The following is an 18,560-nucleotide window of genomic DNA, read 5'->3' on the forward strand; positions in this document are numbered from 1 at the left end:
CAACGGCAGGTGTCAGCCGCGCCTCGCACGCAACATCAGCCATGCGCAGCCGGCCGCAACGAGCGCGAGCCCGAGCAGCACCGCCTCGACGCCGAGCGCGAAACCCGGCGGCATCTCGCCGCTGTTCGGTATCGGTGACAGGTTCGCGGTCATCGCGATGGCGCCGCCGGCCAGCAGTGCGATGCAGGCGATCCAGTAGAGCTTGCCGCGCGGCGCGGCGGTGCGAATCCGCCACAACGCGAGACCGACGCCGCCAAAGTAAAGCAGCGCGAGCGTCGCGAGTGCGACGAGGTCGCCGGTGCGATCGTGCGCGAGGCCGCTCATCGCGCGGCTCCGTCGATCGTCGCGCACGGGCGTGACGGGGCGAGCGCGGCGTGGCCGACCTTTGGCTTGAGCGGGGCAGGTGTCGGGAGGCGCGATTCCGGCATGGCTGGCATCCAGTTGTGGGCGCAACGAAGCGCGACGCCGTCCGGCCGCGCGTGTCGCGCGCCGGACCCTGATACGGCGTGCGTCGAGTGTAGCGCGGTGTCAGGGCTGCACGAAGGGTCGTGCAGGGATCAATCTGACGGATTGTAAGTGATCGGGGCGAATGCGAAAACCGCACGGGCTGCGCGGCAGGCGAACACCCGGACGACGCACCGGCATGCGCATTGTCCGGGCCACAAGCGGCGATGCACCGCCGCGAGGGTTCAGAACGTCACGGCGATCCCGGCCATGCCGACGAACTGGCCGTGTGTCGTCGACGGCGTGAGCTGTTGCGAATCGCCGACGATCGGCGCCGCGTCGACGATATGGCCGGCGCCTTGCGCGCCGAGCGTCTGTCCGCTCGCATGCGTATACGCCTGCAGCGCATAGAGCGTCGTGCGCTTCGACAGGCTGTACGACTCCTTCAGCGAATACTGCTGGTAGCGGGCCGCGCCAGATACGCCGTTCGCCTTCGACGCGAGCGTGTACGCGAACGCGCCGGCCACCGAGAAGGTCGGCGTGAAGCGGTACGCGGCGAGCGCGCCGTAGGTATTGAACACGGCGGTATCCGTGAACGCGGAGCCGTTGCCGGGCAGGTACTTGACGTTCGAGTAGTTGAGGCCCATCGTCAGGTTGCCGAGCGTGTAGTTGCCGGCCGCCGCGACCTGCTCGACGGCCTTCGCGCTCAGGTAGCCCTGGTTCAGCACGGATACCGCGAAGCTGCCCGACGCCGCGGTTGCCGGATTCAGGAAGCCGGCCGACGAACCCGAGCTGTTGATGCGCAGATAGCCGGCCGCGATTCCGACCGGCCCGTTCGCATAGCGGAGCGCCGCGCTGAACGTGTTGCCCTTGCCGGTCGCGCCGGCGATGCCGCCAAACGCGTACATCGCGCTCGCGGTCAGCCCGGAAAGGGTCGGCGACGTATAGGTAACCGAGTTGTTCACGCGGATCGTCGTGTCGAGGCCGTCGATATCGCCCGGATGCGCGCCGGTCGCGCCGGTCAGCCAGCTGCTCGACGCGTACGGTCCGACCAGCAGGAAGTACGGCGTGTACTGGCGGCCGGCCGTCACCGTGCCGTAGTGGTCGTTGCGCAGCCCGACGTAGGCCTGGCGGTTGAAGATCGTGCCGGCGGCCGCTTGCGCGCCGGTGTTCAGGTTGAAGCCGGATTGCAGATCGAAGATCGCATGCGTGCCGCCGCCGAGATCCTCGTCGCCGCGCAGCCCGAACTTCGACGCATACAGGTTGCCGTCGCGCATGTACACGTTCGAGTGGCCTTGCTGGTTGTTCACATACGCGATCGAATCGTCGACCACGCCGTACAGCGTCACGCTGCTCTGCGCATGGGCCGCGCCAGCGCCGAACGACGCAGCCGATAAAATAAGGATTGCAAAACGGTGATGCGGTGCATTCATCGTCGATCTCCAAGTCTCTTCAACGGGGCGGGAGGCTGGGTGGCCTCCTCTTTGGTGGGTGGCGGGCCGCGGGTACGGCCCGCCCGATCAGGGTTTCGAGTTCGCGCAGCCTTGCGCGATCAGTCGACGAGCGCCACGACGATGCGACGCCACGCGCCGTCGCGCGCATCGTGCTCGACGCGCGCACCGCGCACCGCAAGCGCGCCTTGCAGTGACGCCGGCAGCAGGATCTCGACGCGCTCGGCGGGGCGGCGCATGCGGCCTTCCCAGCGGACCGACACGCCGAGTTCGCCCGATGCCTCGCGTCCGGTCTCGATGCGCCACAACCCGTATTCGCCGTCGCGCCACGCTTCCGTTTCGCCGTCGTCCTCGACGCACTCGCCGTACGCCACACCGTCCTCGATGCGCGGCGCGACGATGAAGCCACGCGTGTCGGCGCGTGCGCCGAACCGCTGCGCGGCGACGTTCAGCGGCAGCACGCGGCCTTCGCGCAACAGCATCACCGGCGTGTCGAGCGGCGCGGGCAGCGTCACGCTCGCGCCGCCGTCGAACGACTGCGCGCTCGCACAGCACATCCAGCGTGCGCCGGACGGCAGGTAGACCGTGCGCTCCGTGCGGCCCGCGTCGACGACCGGCGCCACCAGTAGCGCGTCGCCGAGCATCATGTCGTCGCATTCGTCGTAGCAGCGCGGGTCGCCGGGGAAATCGCCGAAAGTCGGCCGCAGCACGGGCTCGTAGCGCGTGGTCGACAGCCACAGCAGGTGGTAGAGATAGGGCAGCAGCCGGTAGCGCTGCTTGATCAGCGACGCGATCTGCGCGGTGATCTCGGGATACATCCACGGTTCGTTGACGGTGCCGTCGTCATTCCACGAATGGATGCTGAAGCGCGGCATGAAGATGCCGAACTGCACCCAGCGCAACAGCAGCTCGGGCGACGGCGCGGGACCGGAGAAGCCGCCGATGTCGTGACCGATGTTCGACACGCCGGACAACGCGAGCCCGAGGCCCATCTTCAGGTTGTAGCGCAGCGTTTCCCACGACGTGTAGTTGTCGCCGGACCAGGTCTGCACATAGCGCTGCATGCCTGCGCCGCCCGAGCGCGACACGAGGAACGGCCGCTGCGCCGGCGCATGCGCGCGCTGCGCGTCGCGCGACGCACGCATCATCAGCATCGTCTGGAGCACCTTCGCCTCGCGCGCGGGGAATGGTTGGCCGAAGCCGTGCGCGATCGCGTCGGGCGACCAGATCTCGTATTCGTTGTTGTCGTTCCACGTCGACTCGATCCCGTAGTCGAGCAGCGCCGACGTGACCTGCTCGCGCCACCAGCGGTAGGCGTCCGGCTGTGTGAAGTCGATATACGCACCGACTTCGTCCCAGAACTGCACCCACGCCGGTTCGCCGGACGCCGAGCGGATCAGCAGCCCGCGCCGCGCGGCGTCGTCGAACGCGGGATGATCGCGCAGCAGGCACGGCTTGATGTTCGCGCACAGCCGGATGCCGTGGTCGCGGTAGTGCTTCACGAAACCCTTCGCGTCGGGAAACTTCTCGCGGTTCCAGTTGAACACGTAGCGCTTCGCGCCGATCGACGTATAGCCCGACGACAGGTGGAACGAGTCGCACAGGATGTCGTGCGCGTCGCACTGCTCGACGAACTGGTTCATCTGCCGCTGCGCGTCCGGCGCATCGGTGTAGCTCATCGTCGAGCCCGAATAGCCGAGCCCCCATTTCGGCGTGCGCGCCGGGCGCCCGGTGAGCCACGTGAAGCGCCGCGCGGCCGTGAGCGGCGTGTCGGGCGACGCGATGAAGTAGTAGTCGAGATCGCCGTGCTCGGCGACGAAGTAGCGGTACAGCCCGTGGTAGTTGTCGAGCTCGCGACCCATGTCGAACGTGCAATCCGACAGCGTGTCGTAGAACAGCCCGAAGCCCTGGCATGCGTCGGGCGACCACGTGACGTAGAACGGGATGTGCTTGTACAGCGGATCCGTGTGCTTCGCGCTGTAGCCCATCGCGTCGATGTTGCGCATCTCGAAGCGTGCACCGGTGCGGTCGAGCTCGCCCGCGCGTTCGCCGAGACCGAACACCTTGTCGCCGCGCTCGCGTGCGACGTAGTGATAGGCGAGGTCGTCCCACCAGCCGAAGTTGTACGCCTGCGTCGCGCGGTCGGCGAGCACGACGCGCCACGCGCCGTCCGCGCCGCGCATCGACCACGTGCAATGGCCGCCTTGCCGGCGCACGGCGAGTCGAACCTGCGCGGTCTCGATGCGCACGTCGCTGTCGTCTTCGACGAAGTCGTAGGCCGGCAGCGCGAAGCCGCTCAGGTCGAGACGGTCGCGCCCGTCGAGCGGCACGTCGTCGAGGCCCGGAGCGATCGTCCACGTGCGCGGATTGCGTGCCGTCGCGTCGGGCAGGACGCGCACGCGCACGATGTCGTCCTCGAGCACGAAGATCTCGAGGGTCGCGCCCGCGTCGGACGCGAGCAGCACGCGGTTCGCCTGGCGGTCGGCGACGCGGAACACGGGCGGATGAAGAAGCGAAGTCATGAAGGCGATTCCTGGTGAGAACGGATGTCAGGCATGCTGCGCGAGCAGGCGTTCCTGCTTCGACTGCCCGCGGATCAGCACCGCGAGCAGCGTGACGCCGATGATGTCGAACAGGCCGAGGCACGCGAACAGCGGTGCGTAGCCGATCTTGTCGGCGAGCGCGCCGACCAGCAGCGAGAAGCCGAGCCCGCCGATCCACGCGGCCATTCCCGCGAAGCCGCTGGCGGTGCCGACTTCCTCGGAATCGAACACATCGGCCGACAGCGTGTTGACGAGCGCGGAGATCATCTGGTGCGCGAAGCCGCCGACGCAGAACAGCGCAATGGCCGTGTACGGCGACGACACGAGTCCGATCGTCGCCGGCCCGAGCATCAGCACCGCGCCGAGCGCGACGCCCGCGACCCGCGACCACACGAGCGGCAGACTGAACCGTTTCGCGAGGTACGGCGACAGGTAGCCGCCGGCGATGCCGCCGAGGTCTGCGGCGAGGAACGGCATCCACGCGAAGATGGCGATCTCCGTGAGCGCCATGTGGCGTTCGGTCGCGAGATACAGCGGAATCCAGAAGCTGAAGGTCTGCCACGCGGGTTCCGCGAAGAAGCGCGGCAGCGCGATCGCCCAGAAGCGGCGCGCGGTGACGACGTCGCGAATCCGGCGCTTCGACACGGCCGGCATCGTGGCCTGGCCGTCGCGGATCAGCGTGCGCTCCTGCGACGTGAGGCGCGGATGATCGGCCGGCGACCGGTACTGCGTGTACCAGAGCACGGCCCACGCGAAGCCGAGCGCGCCGGTGACCATGAACGCGGATTGCCAGCCGAACCGCATCGACAGGAACACGACGAGTGGCGGCGCGATCGCGGCGCCGAGCGACGTGCCCGCGTTGAAGTAGCCGACCGCGACGGATTTCTCGCGATCGGGAAACCATTCGGCGACGGCCTTCATCCCCGACGGAATCGCCGCGGCCTCGAACAGCCCGAGCAGGCCGCGCAGGATGCCGAGCGACAGCCAGCCCGACGCGAAGCCGTGCGCGACGCCGACCACCGACCACAGCATCGCGAACAGCGCGAACCCGAGCCGCAGCCCGATCAGGTCGACGATGAATCCGCACACCGGCTGCATGATCGTGTAGCCGATCTGGAACGCGCCGACGATGTACGAGTACTGCTGCGTCGAGATCGCGAACACGTGCTTCAGTTCCGGTGCGAGCACCGCGAGGGAATTTCGTGCGAGATAGTTGAGGATCGTGCCCAGACAAACCAGCACGATGATCCACCAGCGCAACGCCTTGACTGTCTTCACTGCTGTCTCCTGATCCATGCAAGCCCGCCCGGCTGGGGCGCCTTGCTCAGTCTTATTCATACGATGTCCGATCTTGGCGGACGTCGAATCGCCTGATTCCTTGGCGAAATGCCGTGTTCGCTCGAACATTCAGCGGGAATCGAAAGTTACGTTATCTGACGACTGATCATTTTCGAACATCCTATGTTCGAATTCGAATCCGGTCAACGTGAATCTGCATTCGAACGAACGTGCTCGGGGTTTTCCCGAGAGGCATGTGGATACGCCGTCCGTCGCGATGCGCACGACCGCGTGCCGAACGCCCGCGCGACGGGACCGAGCGCCGATCGCACGACTCACCAACCAGACAGGCGCGACGAGGGCATGACAACCCTGATGAAAATTTATTTTTTCCCGGACAACAGATTGTGTAAATTGATTTTCATCTACCTTGCAAAACCATTCGCATGACGCCTCTCGCTCCGCACGATGCCAGCCAGGATGAATCCGCGATCGCGGAGCGCATCGCGTCGGCCATGCCGCGGATGACGCCGATCCACCGCCGGATGGGCGAGTTCGTGCTCGCGAATCCCTTTCGCGCGGCGACGATGCGGATCGACGAGCTCGCGCAGGCAGTCAATGCATCGATCGCGACCGCGAACCGCTTCGCGAAGGCGCTCGGCTTCGACGGCTATCCGGCGATGCGTGCGGCGCTCGTGCGCGGCTTCGAGGCGACGCTCGGCCCCGTCGAGCGGCTGCGGTCCGCGCAGGAGCAGGAACAGGAGCAGGGCGTTCGCGGCGCCGCATGGATCGATGCGGTATTCGACCAGGCCATCGAGAATATCGAGAACACGCGTGCGCAGCTGGATGCGACCGACGTCGAGGCGGCCGTCGAGGCGATCGTCGGCGCGCGGCGCGTGCTGATCCTCGGCGCCGGTTCGAGCGCGTTTCTGACGGGCTTGATGGAGCACGGATTGTCGGTGTGTCACGACAACGTGCAGTCGCTCGCGCTGCTCGGCGGCCCTTCGCATGCGGCGCGGCGCTTGTATACGGCCGACTCGCGCGATCTCGTGATCGCGCTCGCGTTTCCGCGCTACGTGAAGGACACGATCGAGCTTGCCCGCCGCGCGGCCGCGCGTGGCGCACGCGTGCTCGGTATTTCCGACGGGCCCGGTTCGCCGCTCGCGCCGGTCGCGTCGCTGAACCTGTACGTGAAGGCCGAACGGCGTTTCGCGGCCACGTCGGAAGCGGCCGTGCTGACGATGATCGAGGCGCTGATCGATGCGGTCGCGCTGCGCACGCACCGCTCCGCGAAGTCCGCCGCCGAAATGACCGAATTCCTGTTGCCGTGGCTGAGCCAGCCGCAAGCGGCGCTGCCGGCCGCCAACCCTTCTTCCTCCGGTCCGAAAAAATCATGACTTCACCCGCGATCATCGCGATTCATGGCGGAGCAGGCACGATCCTGCGCGATGCGATGGATACCGACACCGAACACCGGTACCGCGCCGAGCTCACCGCGATCCTGCAGGCCGCGCAACAGGTGCTCGCCGACGGCGGCAGCGCGCTCGACGCCGTCACCGTCGCCGTCCGGATGCTCGAGGACTGTCCGCTTTTCAACGCCGGGCGCGGCGCCGTCTATACGGCCGAAGGCAAGCACGAACTCGACGCGGCGGTAATGGACGGCGCGACGCTCGCGGCCGGCGCGGTCTGCAGCGCGACGCGCGTGCGCAATCCGGTGCTCGCCGCGCGGCGCGTGATGGAGGCGAGCGAGCACGTGCTGTTCGCCGGCGCGGGCGCCGATGCGTTCGCGATCGAGCAGGGTCTCGAACTCGCCGAGCCCGGCTACTTCGACACCGAAGCGCGCCATGCGCAGTGGGTCAAGGCACGCGCGGCGGCGGCCGGCATGATGCTCGATCACGACGCTGCGAGCTTCGCGTTCGGCGCGGGGCAACAGGCCGAGCCGCTCGATCCCGATCGCAAGCACGGCACGGTCGGCGCGGTCGCGTGCGACCTCAACGGGCATGTCGCGGCGGCGACGTCGACTGGCGGCATCACGAACAAGCAGCCCGGACGCGTCGGCGATTCGCCGATCATCGGCGCCGGCTGCTACGCGGACGACGCGACCTGCGCGGTATCCGCGACGGGCACCGGCGAGATGTTCATCCGGCTTGCGACCGCGCACGACGTGGCCGCGCAGATGGCGTATCGCGGCGCATCGCTTGCCGACGCCGCGCACGACGCCGTGATGAACAAGCTGCCGCGCCTGGCCGGGCGCGGCGGGATCATCGCGGTCGATGCGCAGGGCAACGTCGCGATGCCGTTCAATACGGAAGGGATGTATCGCGGCTATGCGCGCGTCGGCGAGACGCCCGTGGTCGGCATCTATCGCGACGATGCGGCCTGATTCCGGATCGCACCAGGAGACTTTCGCATGACTTCGAGCCGAACCCCGTCCGCGCTGGTGCTGCCGGATCAGCGCGTCGTCGCCGTCGACGACCTGTCGGTCATGTTCCGTCGCGGCGCCGCGACGTTCGATGCGGTGCGCAACGTATCGTTTCACGTCGACCGCGGCGAGACGCTCGCGATCGTTGGCGAATCGGGCTCCGGCAAGTCGGTCACGTCGCTCGCGCTGATGCGGCTCGTCGAGCACGGCGGCGGCGAGATCACGAGCGGCCGGATCGCGTTGCGGCGTCGCGGCGGCGCGCTCGTCGACCTCGCTCAGGCGAGCGCGGCGACGATGCGCGGGATCCGCGGCGCGGACATCGCGATGATCTTCCAGGAACCGATGACGTCGCTGAACCCGGTGTTTACGGTCGGCGACCAGATCAGCGAGGCGATCGCGCTGCACCAGTCGAAAAGCGCGACCGAAGCGCGCGCGGAAGCGTTGCGGTTGCTCGATCTCGTGCGCATCCCGGAGGCGCGCCGCGTGTTCGCGCGGTATCCGCACCAGTTGTCCGGCGGGATGCGGCAGCGCGTGATGATCGCGATGGCGCTGTCGTGCCGGCCCGCGCTTTTGATCGCCGATGAGCCGACGACCGCGCTCGACGTGACGATCCAGGCGCAGATCCTGCAGCTGATTCGCGGCTTGCAGGACGAAATGAACATGGGCGTGATCTTCATCACGCACGACATGGGCGTGGTCGCCGAAGTGGCCGACCGCGTGCTCGTGATGTATCGGGGCGAGAAGGTCGAGGAGGGCGAGTCCGAGCGCATTTTCGCGACGCCCGCGCATCGCTACACGCGTGCGCTGCTCGCGGCCGTGCCGCGGCTCGGCTCGATGCAGGGCACCGATATCCCCGAGAAATTCCCGCTGCTGAAGGTGGACGCGACGGGCGCGGCCGCGCCGGCGTCCGCCGCGCACGACGCCGCCGACGCGCAGCCGGCGGTCGATCCGGCCGCGCCGCCGATTCTGCGCGTGCGCGATCTCGTCACGCGGTTTCCGGTGAAGAGCGGCGTGTTCAGCCGCGTGTCGCAGTACGTGCATGCGGTCGAGCGCGTGAGCTTCGAGCTGCGCGCGGGCGAGACGCTCGCGCTCGTCGGCGAATCGGGCTGCGGCAAGTCGACCACCGGCCGCTCGCTGCTGCGCCTCGTCGAATCGCAGAGCGGTTCGATCGAATTCGACGGCCGCGACATCAGCGCGATGAAGGGCGCGGACCTGCAGGCGCTGCGCCGGAACATCCAGTTCATCTTCCAGGATCCGTTCGCGTCGCTGAACCCGCGCCTGACGGTCGGCTTCTCGATCATGGAGCCGCTGCTCGTGCACGGTGTCGCGAGCGGCCGCGAAGCGCAGGCGCGCGTCGACTGGCTGCTCGACAAGGTCGGCCTGCCGCCGGAGGCCGCGCGCCGCTATCCGCACGAATTCTCGGGCGGCCAGCGCCAGCGGATCGCCATCGCGCGCGCGCTCGCGCTGAACCCGAAGGTCGTGATCGCCGATGAATCGGTGTCCGCGCTCGACGTGTCGGTGCAGGCGCAGATCGTCAACCTGATGCTCGACCTTCAGCGTGAACTCGGCGTCGCGTATCTGTTCATTTCGCACGACATGGCGGTGGTCGAGCGCATCAGCCATCGCGTCGCGGTGATGTATCTCGGCCAGATCGTCGAGATCGGCCCGCGCCGCGCGGTGTTCGAGGCGCCGCAGCATCCCTATACGAGGAAGTTGATGAGCGCGGTGCCGGTGGCCGACCCCGCGCGCCGGCATGCGCCGCGCCAGCTTGCGGCGGACGAGATTCCGAGCCCGATCCGCGCGATCGGCGACGAGCCGACGGTCGCGCCGCTCGTCGCGGTCGGCCCCGACCATTTCGTCGCGACGCATCGCGTCGGCGGCGCGTACTGATTGCACGGCGAGGCGCATATGGACCGCAGCTGCGCACGCGCCAGGCAACGGCGTCATTTTCCCGAGCGGATGCAGTCACGCCGCGATTTCCACCACGCGTTACCGAATCATCCACAGGAGCCAGACAAAATGAACAAGCCGCATTCGTTCCCGGTGTTCCGTCCGCGCGCGCTCTTCGCTGCGGGGGCAGGCGCGCTCGCGCTGTCGGTCGCGGCACCCGCGTTCGCGCAACAGAACGTCGTGGTCGCCGTGTACTCGACGTTCACGACGATGGACCCGTACGACGCGAACGACACGGTGTCGCAAGCGGTCGTCAAGTCGTTCTACGAAGGGCTGTTCGGCTTCGACAAGGACATGAAGCTCGTCAACGTGCTCGCGACGGGCTACCAGGCGTCGCCCGATGCGAAGACCTATACGGTCAAGCTGCGCGACGGCGTGAAGTTCCAGGACGGCACCGACTTCAACGCCGCCGCGGTGAAGGCGAACTTCGACCGCGTGACCGATCCGGCGAACAAGCTGAAGCGTTACGGGCTGTTCCGCGTGATCGAGAAGACCGAGGTCGTCGATCCGATGACGGTGAAGTTCACGCTGCGCGAGCCGTTCTCCGCGTTCATCAACACGCTCGCGCACCCGTCGGCGGTGATGATTTCGCCGGCCGCGCTGAAGAAGTGGGGGCGCGACGTGTCGCTGCATCCGGTCGGCACGGGCCCGTTCGAGTTCGTCGAATGGAAGCAGACCGACGACATGAAGGTGAAGAAGTTTGCCGGTTACTGGAAGAAGGGTTATCCGAAGGTCGATTCGATCGACTGGAAGCCGGTGGTCGACAACAACACGCGCGCCGCGCTGCTCAAGACCGGCGAGGCGGATTTCGCGTTCACGATTCCGTTCGAGCAGGCCGCCGACCTGAAGAGCAACCCGAAGGTCGAGCTGATCGAGCGGCCGTCGATCATCCAGCGCTACATCTCGCTGAACACGCAGAAGAAGCCGTTCGACAATCCGAAGGTGCGTGAGGCGCTGAACTACGCGGTCAACAAGGAAGCGCTCGCGAAGGTCGTGTTCGCCGGCTATGCGACCCCGCAGACGGGCGTCGCACCGGTCGGCGTCGAATACGCGACCAAGCTCGGGCCGTGGCCGTACGATCCGGCGAAGGCGCGCGCGCTGCTGAAGGAGGCCGGCTATCCGAACGGCTTCGAATCGACGCTCTGGTCCGCGTACAACCATTCGACGGCGCAGAAGCTGATCCAGTTCGTGCAGCAGCAGCTCGCACAGGTCGGCGTGAAGGTGCAGGTACAGGCGCTGGAAGCCGGCGAGCGGGTCGCGAAGGTCGAGAGCGCGCAGGATCCGGCGACGGCGCCGGTGCGGATGTACTACAGCGGCTGGTCGGCCTCGACGGGCGAGGCGAACTGGGCGCTGTCGCCGCTGCTCGGGTCCACGTCGGCGCCGCCGAAGCTCTACAACACCGCGTACTACAAGAACGGTGCGGTCGACGACGATCTCGCGAAGGCGCTCGAGACCACCGACCGTGCGAAGAAGGCCGCCCTGTACGCCGACGCGCAGAAGCAGGTGTGGGCCGACGCGCCGTGGATTTTCCTGGTGCAGGAGAAGATCGTTTATGCGCGTAACAAGCGCCTGCACGGCATGTACGTGATGCCGGACGGTTCGTTCAACTTCGACGAAATCTCGGTGAAATGACGGCGGTTCGTCCGCTGCGCAGTGCCGGCGGCGCAAGCTGCCGGCGCGCTGATTCGATCGGTGCCCCATGCTGAATTTTCTCGTCAAACGCCTGTTCGGCCTGCTGCCCACGCTCGCGATCGTCGCGGTGCTGGTGTTCCTGTTCGTGCACCTGCTGCCGGGCGACCCGGCGCGGCTCGCGGCGGGCCCCGAAGCCGACGACGCGACGGTCGCGCTGGTGCGCACCGATCTCGGCCTCGACCGGCCGCTGCCCGCGCAGTTCGCGAACTTCTTCGTGAAGATCGCGCACGGCGATTTCGGCACATCGACGCGCAGCAAGCGGCCGGTGTCGACCGAGATCGGCGAGCGCTTCATGCCGACGCTGCTGCTGACGCTCGTCAGCATGGTGTGGGCGACGGCGTTCGGAATGGCGATCGGGATCGCGTCGGCGGTGTGGCGCAACCGCTGGCCCGACCGCCTCGGGATGACGATCGCGGTGTCGGGTATCTCGTTTCCGGCGTTCGCGCTCGGCATGCTGCTGATGGAAATCTTCTCGGTGAAGCTCGGCTGGCTGCCGGTCGTGCCGGACGGCACGTGGAAAAGCTACGTGCTGCCGTCGCTGACGCTCGGCGCGGCGGTGGCGGCCGTGATGGCGCGCTTCACGCGCGCGTCGTTCGTCGAGGTGCTCAACGAGGACTTCGTGCGCACCGCGCGCGCGAAGGGCGTGCACGAGCCGATGGTCGTGCTCAAGCACTGCCTGCGCAACGCGATGATCCCGGTCGTCACGATGATGGGGCTGCAGTTCGGCTTCCTGCTCGGCGGCTCGATCGTCGTCGAGGCCGTGTTCAACTGGCCGGGGCTCGGGCGCCTGCTGGTCGACGCGGTGACGATGCGCGACTACCCGGTGATCCAGGCAATCGTGCTGCTGTTCTCGCTGGAATTCATCCTGATCAACCTGACCGTCGACGTGCTGTACGCGGTCATCAACCCGACCATCCGGTTCAAGTGAGGCGCGCATGAACGCGACTGTCCAGCCCGCGGCGCCGGCCGCATCGAACGCGGTCCGCACGCCGTGGCACGAATTCTGGCGCAAATTCCGCAAGCAGACCGTCGCGCTCGTCGCGGGCGGTTTCGTGCTCGCGCTCGTCGTGCTGGCGTTCGTCGGCCCGCACATCGCGCCGTTCGATCCGGAAAACTATTTCGACTACGACGCGCTGAACGCGGGGCCGTCGGCCGTGCACTGGTTCGGCGTCGACTCGCTCGGCCGCGACATCTTCAGCCGGATCATCACCGGCACGCGCATCTCGCTCGCGGCCGGCTTCTTCTCGGTCGCGCTCGGCGCGCTCATCGGCACGTTCTTCGGCCTGCTCGCCGGCTACTACGAAGGCTGGTGGGACCGCATCACGATGCGCGTGGCCGACGTGCTGTTCGCGTTCCCGGGGATCCTGCTCGCGATCGGCGTGGTCGCGATCCTCGGCAACGGGATGATCAACGTGATCTGCGCGGTCGCGATCTTCAGCATTCCGGCTTTCGCGCGGCTCGTGCGCGGCAACACGCTGATGCTCAAGCACATGACCTACGTGGAAGCCGCGCGCAGCATCGGCGCGTCCGACTGGACGATCATCATGCGGCACATCCTGCCGGGCACCGTGTCGTCCGTCGTCGTCTACTTCACGATGCGGATCGGCACGTCGATCATCACGGCCGCCAGCCTGTCGTTCCTCGGGCTCGGCGCGCAGCCGCCGACGCCGGAGTGGGGCGCGATGCTCAACGAGGCGCGCGCGGACATGGTGAGCGCACCGCACGTCGCGATCTTCCCGAGCCTGGCGATCTTCCTGACCGTGCTCGCGTTCAACCTGCTCGGCGACGGGCTGCGCGACGCACTCGATCCGAAGCTGGAGCGCCGCTGATGCGCGCAGTGCCGATGTGGGCCGCGACACTGCCGGCCGGGCCGCGCGGCACGATCGCCGACGTGCCGGGCGTGACGGTCGGCCATGCGACGCTCGATGCCGGCGACGTGCAAACGGGCGTCACCGTCGTGAAGCCGCACCCGGGCGACCTGTACCGCAGCAAGGTGCCGGCCGGCGCGGCCGTGATCAACGGCTTCGGCAAGAGCGTCGGGCTCGTGCAGGTCGATGAGCTCGGCACGCTCGATACGCCGATCGCGCTGACCAACACGTTCGGCGTCGGCGCGATCGCGCAGGCGCAGATCCGCGCGGCGATCGCGAACAATCCGCAAATCGGCCGCGACTGGTCGACCGTCAATCCGCTCGTGTTCGAGTGCAACGACGGCTATCTGAACGATATCCAGGCGTTCGCGGTGACGGCCGCGCATTACGACGACGCGTGCCGCACGGCGGCGCGCGACTTCGCGCGCGGCGCGGTGGGCGCCGGGCGCGGGATGTCGTGTTTCGACCTGAAGGGCGGCATCGGCTCCGCGTCGCGCGTGGCGGTCGCGGCCGGCCGGCCGTATACGGTCGGCGCGCTCGTGCTCGCGAATTTCGGTCGGCTGCCGATGCTGACGCTCGGCGGCGTGCCGCTCGGGCGCATCGTCGCGCAGCGGCGCGCCGCCGCGGCCGCGCAGGCGGCGGCGCCCGAGCAAGGCTCGATCATCCTGCTGCTCGCGACCGATGCGCCGCTCGACGCACGGCAACTGTCGCGGCTCGCACGCCGCGCGGGTGCGGGCCTGGCCCGCACCGGTTCGGTCTACGGGCACGGCAGCGGCGACATCGCGCTCGCATTTTCCACCGCGTACACGATCGCGCACGACGCGTCGAGTGTCGCGCTGCCGGCTCTCGTGGCCGATGCGGCGCTCGATCCGCTGTTCATGGCCGCGGCCGAAAGCGTCGAGCATGCGATCGCCGACGCGCTGCTGCAGGCCGTGACCGTGGTCGGGCGCGACGGTCACGTGCGGGAATCGCTGCGCGACGCGGTGCCCGATCTCGAGCGCCTGTTCAACGACGACTACGAAGGACGTCATATTCCGTCATGAAAATCCTGATCTCGACCGACATCGAAGGCGTCGCCGGTGTGTTCGCCGTCGAGCAGACGCGGGCCGGTAATCCGGAGTACGAACGTGCGCGCCGCTGGATGACCGCCGAGGCGAACGCGGCGATCGAAGGCGCATTCGCGGGCGGCGCGCAGGCCGTCTGGGTCAACGACTCGCATGGCGGCTTTCGCAATCTGCTGCCCGACGGGCTCGATGCGCGTGCGCGCGTCGTGCTCGGCAAGCCGCGCACGCTCGGGATGATGGCGGGCCTCGAACAGCAACCCGATCTCGTGTTCATGATCGGCTTTCACGCGAAATCGCAGACGCACGGCGTGCTCGCGCACACGATCAACAATTTTGCATTCACGCAGGTGTGGCTGAACGGTGTCGAACTCGGCGAGGCCGGGCTGTACGGCGCGCTGGCGCACGAATACGGCGCGCACGTCGCGCTGGCGTCGGGCGACGACGTGTTCGCCGAGGAAACCCGGCCGCTGTTTCCGGACGCGCGTTTCGAGACGGTCAAGACGGCCCGCGGCGCATCGAGCGGCGACACGCTCACGCCGGCCGCGTCCTGCGCACGCATCGCGACCGCCGCACGCGAAACGGTCGCGCATGCGCTGTCGTCCGGCTGGCGCGCAACCGCGCATCGGCCCGCGCCGGCCGCTTGCACGCTGCGCGTGCAGACGGCCGCGCTCGCCGATCTGTTCGGCATGCTGCCGACGCTCGAGCGGGTCGATGCGGTGACGTTGCGCTTCGACGGGCCGTCGGTCGAGCACGTGGTGCGCACGCTGAACAGCCTGTCGGCCATGTCGTTCATGCTGCGGTGATGCGCGCCGACCGGATGCCGCCCACGCGCGGCGCGTCGCGCAGGCCCGGTGGGCGTTTCGAGCAGGAGCGCTTCCGTCGCGGCGACCAGGGCAACCGGGTGGGGGCTGTCCTCCACACGATGAAACGTAGTGGGCATCTCCGCTCCGATGAAGTCGCAATCCGGCCGATTGGGCCGTCGGGTCGTGTGGCCGTCCGGTCGCACAAGCGTGGAGCGGATCTCAGACCGATCGAAGGTGACCCGCCTTCGATACCAAATCATTCATGATGGAATTCCGGCCTTGAGCAATACGCTGCCAGATCCCTACGACCATATTCCCCGTAGCGTGGTCGTGACCGCCAACGACTATGCGGCGGGCACGACGTTTCCGGAGCACGCGCACGGGCGCGGGCAGTTTGCGTTCGCGTCGCGCGGCACGATCAGCGTGTCGACGCCGCACGGCCGCTGGCTGGTGCCGCCACAGCGCGCATGCTGGGTGCCGCCCGGCGTGCGGCACGAGATGACGATGACCGGGGCGGTCACGATGCTCAACACGTTCGTGTCCGATGACGCGGCCCGGGCCGCGGGGCTGCCGGACCAGTGCGGCGTGTACGGCGTGTCGCCGCTGTTGCGGCAACTGATCGACGATGCGATCGACCTGCCGGCGATGTACGACGTCGACGGCCGGGCGGGCAAGCTGATGGCGCTGCTGGTCGCGGAAATCGCGACGATGCCGCGGCTGTCGCTGCACGCGCCGCTGCCCGCCGACGCGCGCCTCGCGAGTATCTGCCGGCATCTGTTCGCGTCGCCGTCGATCGCGGCCGATCTCGACCAGGTGGCGACCCATGCGGGCGTGAGCCGGCGCACGTTTACGCGGTTGTTCCGCGCGCAGACCGGCGTGAGTTTTGCCGCGTGGCGTCAGCAGGTCTGCATGCTCGCGGCGATTACCCGCCTGAGCGACGGGCAGCCGGTGACGCGGGTCGCGTTCGAGCTCGGCTATGCGAGCGCGAGCGCCTTTACGTCGGCGTTTCGCCGCATCCTCGGCGATACGCCGAGCCGGTATCTGGAGGTTCGCCGCTAGTCGCGGCGGACGCGACGGCCGCGCACGAAAAAAACGCGCCTGCCAGGATTCGGTCAGGCGCGCTTAAAGGCACTCGGTCAGAAAAAATGCGCGTCCCGCCGGCGGGGCGGCGTTCGCGCATTGATTCATGAAAATTGTTGCCTATCCCGATTCAATTCCATCGGTGTATCGCGGATAGCAAAGCATACGCTGCATAACGCGCGAACGATATCGCGTGCCTCCAACGATTCATGTGCCGCCGCAGCATGCGTTTCAATCGCGCGTTCGACGCCGACGTCGGAAGCCGCCAACCGAGGACATCGGCCATGGCCAGCGCGCGTGCTGCGACACAACATCGAATGTTGGCGCCCGAAAACGAAAAACCGCCGCGCGACGCGATGCCTGTCGGTATCGCGCCACACGGCGGTTCGGTGCGAGCAGCCGGCCTGCGCCGGCTCGCGCGTCACACGTCGAAGAACACGGTTTCGTCCGGCCCCTGCATGCGGATGTCGAAGCGGTACACGACGGGGCGGCCCGGCTGCGCATCGCGCTTCGCGACGAGCGTCGCACGGCGCTCGGCCGGCACCAGGTTCAGCACCGGATCGGCCGCGTTCGCCGCGACTTCGTCGTCGAAATACACGCGGGTGAACGCGTGGGTCAGGATCCCGCGCATCATCACGGTCACGTTGATGTGCGGTGCTTCGTCGGCGGCGATGCGGCCCGGCTTCACCGTGGGGACCACGAAGCGGTACTGCGCATCGGTGCCCGTGCCGACGCGTGCGAAGCCCGTGAAGCCGGACTTCGCGATGTCGTCACGCGACGCGGGATAACGGCCCGCGCCATCCACCTGCGTGAATTCGAGCACCGCGTCGCCGACGACGTTGCCGTCGCCGTCGAACACCTGACCGACCAGCAGCACGTGCTCGCCTTCGGCGTCCGGCGTGGCGATCGTCGGCGTGAACAGGCTCTTGAGGTCGTAATCGTATTGCTGCGGGCACAGGCCGTAGGCGAAGTACGGGCCGACCGTCTGCGAAGGGGTTTGCTTCAGCGTCGTCATGGTTCAGCGCTCCATCGGGGTAGCGTCGCGGCCGCGCAGCACGATGTCGAATTCGTAGCCGAGCGCATAGCCTTCTTCGGTGATGTCCATCGAGAAGCGCGAGATCAGGCGATCGCGCGCGGCTTCCGGCGTGCCCTGGAAGATCGGGTCGTACGCGAGCAGCGGATCGCCGGGGAAGTACATTTGCGTGACGAGGCGCGAGCCGAAGTAGTCGCCGAACAGCGAGAAGTGGATGTGATTCGGGCGCCACGCGTTCGGATGGTTGCCCCACGGATAGGCGCCGGGCTTGATCGTCAGGAAGCGGTAGCGGCCTTCGTTGTCGGTCAGGCAGCGGCCCGCGCCGAGGAAGTTCGGATCGAGCGGCGCGTCGTGCTGGTCGACCTTGTGCACATAGCGGCCGGCAGCGTTCGCCTGCCATACCTCGACGAGCGTGTTGCGCACGGGCTTGCCGCCTTCGTCGAGCACGCGGCCGGTGACGACGATGCGCTCGCCGAGCGGCTCGCCGTTCCTTACCGAGTTCTTCGTCAAATCGTGGTCGAGCGCGCCGAGATCCTCGGCGCCGTAGACGGGCGCGTACTGGTCGCGCAGCTTTTCCTTCAACGGGATCATCGGGCGCGTCGGGCCGCGCTTCACCGACGAACGGTACTCGGGGTGGACATACGCGGGATGCGACGGCCAGTCGCGCGGCGTGAGGATCGTGGGGGAATCCATCGGGTGTCTCCTGATAGGTTTTTCGCGAAGGGGATGGCAAGACTTTAACCAATCCGGAAAGTTATGCAAAATGACCTTTTTTAGCGAATCGCATAACTGTTCGTTATGTTCGGCGATACCAATGAAAATCCGCCGGACAGGCGGCCTGTCCGGCGGAAAAAGCGATCGGGCTTCGCGTCGTCGGTGACGACTCCGTGCACGGCCCTCCAGCCAGCCCGTCGCTACATTTTTTGTGTTTC

The 18,560-nt window shown here is 67.6% G+C and carries 16 protein-coding genes; 10 read left to right on the forward strand and 6 right to left on the reverse strand.

Features of this window, described 5'->3' with window-relative positions; translation table 11 throughout:
- Window positions 1–12: 12 nt before the first annotated feature.
- From LMA02_RS21475 to LMA02_RS21490, 4 genes are all read right to left on the reverse strand, one after another.
- Window positions 13–324, reverse strand: coding sequence for a hypothetical protein (locus LMA02_RS21475; RefSeq protein ID WP_228909712.1), 312 nt, complete (start codon window positions 322–324; stop codon window positions 13–15).
- A gap of 365 nt (window positions 325–689) precedes the next feature.
- Window positions 690–1,877: a porin gene (locus LMA02_RS21480; protein ID WP_228909713.1), complete on the reverse strand. Its 1,188-nt coding sequence runs from the start codon at window positions 1,875–1,877 to the stop codon at window positions 690–692.
- A 119-nt stretch (window positions 1,878–1,996) separates the two neighbouring features.
- Window positions 1,997–4,417 carry a glycoside hydrolase family 31 protein gene (locus LMA02_RS21485; protein ID WP_228909714.1) on the reverse strand — a complete coding sequence of 807 codons (2,421 nt, stop codon included), beginning with the start codon at window positions 4,415–4,417 and terminating at the stop codon, window positions 1,997–1,999.
- Window positions 4,418–4,444: 27 nt separating this feature from the next.
- Window positions 4,445–5,716: an MFS transporter gene (locus LMA02_RS21490; protein WP_165752936.1), complete on the reverse strand. Its 1,272-nt coding sequence runs from the start codon at window positions 5,714–5,716 to the stop codon at window positions 4,445–4,447.
- A 183-nt stretch (window positions 5,717–5,899) separates the two neighbouring features.
- Here LMA02_RS21490 and LMA02_RS21495 point away from each other — a divergent pair, with 183 nt between their 5' ends.
- The 10 genes from LMA02_RS21495 (at window position 5,900) to LMA02_RS21540 (ending at window position 16,574) form a co-directional block, all read left to right on the forward strand.
- Window positions 5,900–6,166: a hypothetical protein gene (locus LMA02_RS21495; RefSeq protein ID WP_228909715.1), complete on the forward strand. Its 267-nt coding sequence runs from the start codon at window positions 5,900–5,902 to the stop codon at window positions 6,164–6,166.
- Window positions 6,163–7,113, forward strand: coding sequence for a MurR/RpiR family transcriptional regulator (locus LMA02_RS21500; RefSeq protein WP_228909716.1), 951 nt, complete (start codon window positions 6,163–6,165; stop codon window positions 7,111–7,113). Before LMA02_RS21495 ends, LMA02_RS21500 begins: the two co-directional genes overlap by 4 nt.
- A complete protein-coding gene (locus tag LMA02_RS21505; RefSeq protein ID WP_228909717.1) occupies window positions 7,110–8,099 on the forward strand; it encodes an isoaspartyl peptidase/L-asparaginase family protein in 990 nt (329 codons plus the stop codon). Before LMA02_RS21500 ends, LMA02_RS21505 begins: the two co-directional genes overlap by 4 nt.
- Before the next feature lie 27 nt (window positions 8,100–8,126).
- Complete coding sequence (locus tag LMA02_RS21510) at window positions 8,127–10,028, forward strand: dipeptide ABC transporter ATP-binding protein (protein ID WP_228909718.1); 1,902 nt, start codon at window positions 8,127–8,129, stop codon at window positions 10,026–10,028.
- Window positions 10,029–10,157: 129 nt separating this feature from the next.
- Window positions 10,158–11,720, forward strand: coding sequence for a glutathione ABC transporter substrate-binding protein GsiB (gsiB, locus tag LMA02_RS21515; protein ID WP_228909719.1), 1,563 nt, complete (start codon window positions 10,158–10,160; stop codon window positions 11,718–11,720).
- A 67-nt stretch (window positions 11,721–11,787) separates the two neighbouring features.
- Window positions 11,788–12,708, forward strand: coding sequence for a glutathione ABC transporter permease GsiC (gsiC, locus tag LMA02_RS21520; RefSeq protein WP_006751203.1), 921 nt, complete (start codon window positions 11,788–11,790; stop codon window positions 12,706–12,708).
- A gap of 7 nt (window positions 12,709–12,715) precedes the next feature.
- Window positions 12,716–13,609, forward strand: coding sequence for a glutathione ABC transporter permease GsiD (gsiD, locus tag LMA02_RS21525; RefSeq protein WP_011658594.1), 894 nt, complete (start codon window positions 12,716–12,718; stop codon window positions 13,607–13,609).
- On the forward strand, window positions 13,609–14,691 hold the full coding sequence (locus LMA02_RS21530; RefSeq protein WP_228909720.1) for a P1 family peptidase: 1,083 nt from the start codon (window positions 13,609–13,611) through the stop codon (window positions 14,689–14,691). Before gsiD ends, LMA02_RS21530 begins: the two co-directional genes overlap by 1 nt.
- A complete protein-coding gene (locus LMA02_RS21535) occupies window positions 14,688–15,515 on the forward strand; it encodes a M55 family metallopeptidase (RefSeq protein WP_228909721.1) in 828 nt (275 codons plus the stop codon). Before LMA02_RS21530 ends, LMA02_RS21535 begins: the two co-directional genes overlap by 4 nt.
- A 279-nt stretch (window positions 15,516–15,794) precedes the next feature.
- Window positions 15,795–16,574 (forward strand): AraC family transcriptional regulator, encoded by a 780-nt coding sequence (locus LMA02_RS21540; RefSeq protein WP_166726058.1) that lies wholly within the window; start codon window positions 15,795–15,797, stop codon window positions 16,572–16,574.
- A 442-nt stretch (window positions 16,575–17,016) separates the two neighbouring features.
- Here the strand turns inward: LMA02_RS21540 and pcaG are convergent, their stop codons facing one another.
- Both pcaG and pcaH read right to left on the reverse strand, forming a co-directional pair.
- Window positions 17,017–17,610: a protocatechuate 3,4-dioxygenase subunit alpha gene (pcaG, locus tag LMA02_RS21545; protein WP_228909722.1), complete on the reverse strand. Its 594-nt coding sequence runs from the start codon at window positions 17,608–17,610 to the stop codon at window positions 17,017–17,019.
- 3 nt (window positions 17,611–17,613) lie between these two features.
- Window positions 17,614–18,321 carry a protocatechuate 3,4-dioxygenase subunit beta gene (gene pcaH, locus LMA02_RS21550; protein ID WP_228909723.1) on the reverse strand — a complete coding sequence of 236 codons (708 nt, stop codon included), beginning with the start codon at window positions 18,319–18,321 and terminating at the stop codon, window positions 17,614–17,616.
- Window positions 18,322–18,560: the final 239 nt, after the last annotated feature.

The sequence above is a fragment of the Burkholderia sp. B21-005 genome (assembly GCF_020843965.1).
Classification (GTDB): Bacteria; Pseudomonadota; Gammaproteobacteria; order Burkholderiales; family Burkholderiaceae; genus Burkholderia; species Burkholderia ambifaria.